This is a genomic window from Leptospira alstonii serovar Sichuan str. 79601 (assembly GCF_000347175.1).
Lineage (GTDB): Bacteria > Spirochaetota > Leptospiria > Leptospirales > Leptospiraceae > Leptospira > Leptospira alstonii.
The window spans coordinates 1-5,048 of record NZ_ANIK01000072.1; the positions used below are offsets into that span (position 1 = coordinate 1).

General features: G+C 46.0%; 1 protein-coding gene and 1 pseudogene. Both read right to left on the reverse strand.

Annotated elements, in window-relative coordinates:
* Positions 1-3,603: pseudogene (locus LEP1GSC194_RS15075) on the reverse strand (hypothetical protein); the annotation flags it as partial.
* Between the two features lie 437 nt (positions 3,604-4,040).
* The gene (locus tag LEP1GSC194_RS15080; RefSeq protein WP_051997436.1) at positions 4,041-4,766 is read right to left on the reverse strand and encodes a hypothetical protein; all 726 of its coding nucleotides are present in this window, start codon (positions 4,764-4,766) and stop codon (positions 4,041-4,043) included.
* Between the last annotated feature and the right edge of the window lie 282 nt (positions 4,767-5,048).

Here is a 5,048-nt window from a genome sequence, read left to right on the forward strand (position 1 = left end):
TAGTATCTCATCCGACGAACCGGTAAAAGTGGAATAGAGGGAATTGATTTCGTTCGTAAGCCCTAGATAGATCGGATCGAATTTTCTCATCGAAGAATCAGAACCTAAATTCCCGAGCTTCGACAATAGAATTTCAGCCACTCTCGCGTCGAGTTTCGCGGCTTCCGTTTTGGCGGTCTCTTCCACTCCGTTTACTGTGTCTTGGAGTTCCTCAATCCCGGCGTCCTCGTCCAGTAAAAATCCGAGCTGCGCCTTTTGTGCGGTAACCGACGCCCTTTGTCCTTCCAAGGCCTGGATCAAAATACCGCTCATTCCCGAAAAAATCGCGCTTCTTTCATCGATCGTATTTCTGTAATACGAATACCGGGTGGAATAGTTCGAAAAAGAACCGGCCACCGATGTAAACTTGGAATCGGTCCCGGTCATTAGAGCGGTTACGTCGTCCGGCAGCTCGTTTCCGGAAGAATCTTTTTTAGAAAAAGTGGATTTGAAAGTATCGATTTGCGCTTTGAGATTTTTTCTCGTAGCCAAATCCAATGTGGACATGTCCACCATCGTTCTCGCTTTTTGAAGCCGGTCCAAGGCCTCTAGTCTTAAGTGTCCGGTGCGGGTGGAAAGGTCGTCCCAGTATTCTTCCAGGGAAGAGGTCTTTTCCTGGTACTTACCGAAAGCGGCCGTAACTTTTTGGACTTCCAATTGGTATTCAAGACTGTCCTCGCTTCCGACGTGAGAAGTCGCATACGCTTTGTAAGTTGCAAGCGCGCCCGAAAAATCGGTCTTGGCCGTTTGAAACGCCGTTACGTTTTCGTTCCACTTGGACAAGGAATTCGAAAGGGCGGTGTTCCAAACGTTAAAGTCTTCGATCTTTAAATAACCCGAATTTAAATTGTAGGTCGTCGTAAACGAATTTAAAAAAGAGGAAATGTTTCCCATACGAGTCGTAAACTCGCTCAAGTTGCCCTTATCCGTATCGTCAAACTGTGTGAGTAGTTCGTCGGAACGGGTCAGGATCGGATCCAAACTCGAAGAGAATTTTTCCACGGCAAAGGGTAGTTTTTGTTTTTGCACGTTACCGTTTTCGTTGTCTGTTACGGTTGTGGAAAGGGAGTCTACAAGTCCCTGCAGCTGGGATTTTACCTGGGCGGCGCCCTGGTTACCGAAAACGGAAACCAAAACCAAATTTGCGGGATTCAAAAGCGAATTCACTTTTTGGACGAGAGTCTGGCCCGGACTCGATACCGCGTCTTCTAGTAGTTTGAGTTTTTCCTTACTCGATTCGAAAGATTGAATCCGGTTCCAAAGATCCCCGAAAAAATCCTCGGTACGTTTTGCGTTCCCTTGATCGTAGTTTTTGGAAAAATACACCTTTTCGTTGTCTTTGAGTTTTTCCCTCGCTTCCGCAATCTGAAGATCCGCCTGATAGATTTCGTATTTGATACCTCCGTTAGGCGCGTTCGGGTCGTATGTCCCCATATTCACGGAACCGATTTCCCCCAAAAACTCGGGAGACGAGTTCATTACTAAAATCTGAAGTTGTTTTGCCTGATCGAAACGTTTCCGAGCTAGTTCTAGCTCCGCCTGAGCCGTGGTCAGTGCGATGCTTTTTTCCTCCGCTAATTTTTTAGCGGCTTCCAGTTCCGACAAAGAGGTGTTAGCCGGTGGGGTAGAACTTCCGGTACCGCCGCTAGTTGAATTCGGATCCGTTCCTTGGGTGCCTCCTCCTACGGGACTTGTACCGTTTAATTGTTGAAGAAGGGCCAAATATGCGGATTGTTGAGTTTCGTATGCGGTTTTAGCGGCGTTTAGTTCCGTTTGAAGAGCGGGCATATCGGCCACGTTTACGTTTGCTTCCGCGTAGTCCCAGACGGCCTGTGCTCTGTTTTTTTTCTTTTCGAGTTCGTCCAGTTCGGCTTTTGCGAGACGGTATTCAAATTCGGCCGAGCTGTAGAGATACGGATCCGAAGAATTTCCGTTGTCGTCCAAAACCCCGGAACCTCCGTTGTTTCCCAGTATATCCTCGTCGTGGATTTTGTTCTGAACGGAAGCCACGTATTGACGAAACTGTGTTCTGAGCGTCGTCCACTTGTTGATTTCTTGCTGATACGTATTAATCAGGCCCGCATTCGGGGAGGGTTTGTTATTCTCTTTGTCGATCTGATCCTGGTACCAGGCGATGTTTGAAACGATCGAACCGATCGTGTCCGCGCTGGAAAGGATCGTTCCTTGCAGGCCGTTTAAGTGCGCGACGTATTGTTCCTGGCTGATCGAAAGGTATTGATTCAATTCTTGTAATGCTTTTTGTTTGTTCTCTTTAAGTCTAACCTCGGATTCGTCCCATTTTTTTAATCCTTCTTCGATCTGTTTGTTAATTTCCTCGTTCCACTTGGCTTTCGCGTCCAAAAGTACATAATACGCCTTAGACCATTTGTCTTCGTTGCGAACCCGTTTGTCCTCGGCAACTCGGTCGTATTCCAGTTTTTTCACGACCAACCTTTCAATCGCCTGGTCCCAAAGAGCCTGCCCGTCCTGCAATGCCTGTAGGATTTTTTCCTGGGCGTTAGCACCCGAAACGTCGTCGTAACTCGTTGGTATCGTTCCGAGGTCGTCCAAAGAATTCAAAAGTTGACCCGTTGCGGGGTCCAGTTGTTGTTTCGTTTTTTCGATGAGTAATGCGGTAAGTTGGGTCGGATCTTCTTCCTGAGCGATCGCTATGTCCATGTCCCGGTTGAGCGACTGAATGAGTCCCTGTCTTGCCGGAAGTTTAACTCCGTTTTCTTCCAGGTGAAAGTAGTTTTTGTAATACGATTCGATTTCGTCTAACTTCTTCTCGAATTCTATCTTTTCCACTCCCGTAAGCGCGGTCGCGGTGGAGGAAATCAATATGCCGTTTTTGATCGAAACGATGTTGTTTTCCCAAAGGGCGCGTACTCCCGCAATTCCCGCGTTGATCGCATTGTCCCAGGCGGCCAATCGAACCGTTCCGTCTCCAGTCGCTGCGTTTTTAGCGGCGTCCGCGGCCTTCACTAAATTCTCAAGCGCGTCCCGAATCTCTTTCTTTTTATCAACCGTAAAATACGATTCGAAATTCTGTTTGTTGAAGTTCGCTTTCCAAGATCCTCTCTTTTCTAAAATCTCCTCCGAAAGTTCCGATTCCCATGCAACCGCGATCGTTTGTTTTTGATTTTCCAGTTGGATCCTTAATTCTTCCTTCGCAGAAGACGTCCCGGAAAAACCTTTCAGTTCCTTTTCGATCTCAAGGCTCGCATTCGCTTCCCACTGCGCCTTCAGGATTCGTTTTCCGCTTTCGATGATCGACTGCCACTCCAAAGCGTCCGATGTTTTTTCCGCCGCGTTATAATACGATTCCAGTCTTCCCTTGGCCTTATTTTTATTTTCAAAATTCTGATCGAAAGGGTCCGCAAAAAGACTCCCCGATTCAAAAAGGGGCAAAAACGCAAACTCGAACAAAAATACAAAAATCATGGGAAGGGCCACGCTCTTCGTCCATCTTCTCGATCTTAAACGAATACCGTCCTCTGACACGTCGGACGCCACCCGAATTCTGCCTCCCAGCAATTCCAATCCGTCCAAAAGAGTCATCATCCCCCAGATCGAAGGCCTTTGTTCCACCCTTCTCGTTCTAGATGTCGGCGGATAGGGGGGCGTGCCTCTGCGAGATTTTTCTGAACTTCCGGCGCAGAGTCGCGCTCTTCGTTTCAATCTGCAACGCACCATTTTAATTTTTTCGTATATTCTATTTTCTGAATTTATAGCACGGTGCGTCGCAGGATTTTCACTACGATCGCTCACGCGGTTAATATCAAATTGTGTTTCCAAACTCCTCAAACCCTGAAAACCGCTCTGCGAGTCCGTCTCCATACGCAAATCCATTCTGACAAACCGCTCCGCTTCCGTGCTTTGTCGTTTGAGTTTTTGAACCGAAGGTTCAGGCCGTAAAAATAAGGAGAATAATTTCTCTCGAAAGGAGTTTAGAAAAGAAGCGGGTTTTGTGGTTTGAGAAATGCGGGATGGATTGGTGGTTAACATGTTTCGTTTTGTCCTTCGGGTGAATTCGGGGGAAAAGAAAAGAGTAATGCGAAATAGCGGTGAAACTTAAAAGATATCAAAGATCGTTCCGATCGTTTTAGATTCGTTAAAGCGAAATCAAAATCGATTCGGTTCATTCGAAATTGGGAAAAGGAAGCCGATGATGCGTCCGGCTTGTGTTTGCGATTCTCCCGGTTAGGAAGAATAACGCTCAAATCATACAAATTGGTACCGAACCAACCCTTCTCCATTTTGCGAATGTTCGAAAGTTCAACGGGTGGTGTCAAAAGTTGATTCAGTTGGTGTGCGGGGTTCAAAGTCACATTGAGGAAAAAATCAAACTGGAGTGTTAAAAGTTTATCTTCCGACAAATATTCAAAAACGGGGTCCAGAGGATCCAAGATCAAATCCAGATCCGAAATCTCTGCGTTTAAATCTTTCGATTGTTTTGTGGGAACTCCCCCATTCAATACGATGCCGGTTCCCCTACTCCGACTCAGTCCTTCCGAGTTCCGGACCGAAACTTCATCTAAGATAATCAACGAATCGTTTCTTTCAAACTCGAAAGCGGCACGAATAACGCGAAACTCCGCAGAAAACGTACGGGAAGAAACGGTTGTCTCCTTTGATTTGGATTCAAAGAAGAAAATAAAAGGAATTATCGATACAAGGGCTAAACTCGAAAGTAATACCCGGAAGTTTTTTAAATTTAACCGCACCGATTCGTCCTGCGGTGATATATGAAAAAATATACTTCACAATTCAAGAAAATTTTGTTCCGCGGGGAACTTTTTCTAGGCGCTGCTATATCACCTAACTCCTAATACGCGGGCTCCTATTTTAGTGGATAGTGATTAGGAAATAGTGGATAGGTGTTTTGTTGTAAAAGTAAGAACTCCCGAATTGCAGAAAAACACCTAACATCTGACTCCTATTCCACTGATCCCTAATAAGCTCCTACGAAATCGTTCTCTAAAACTTTGGAATCCAAAGGAAAGAAA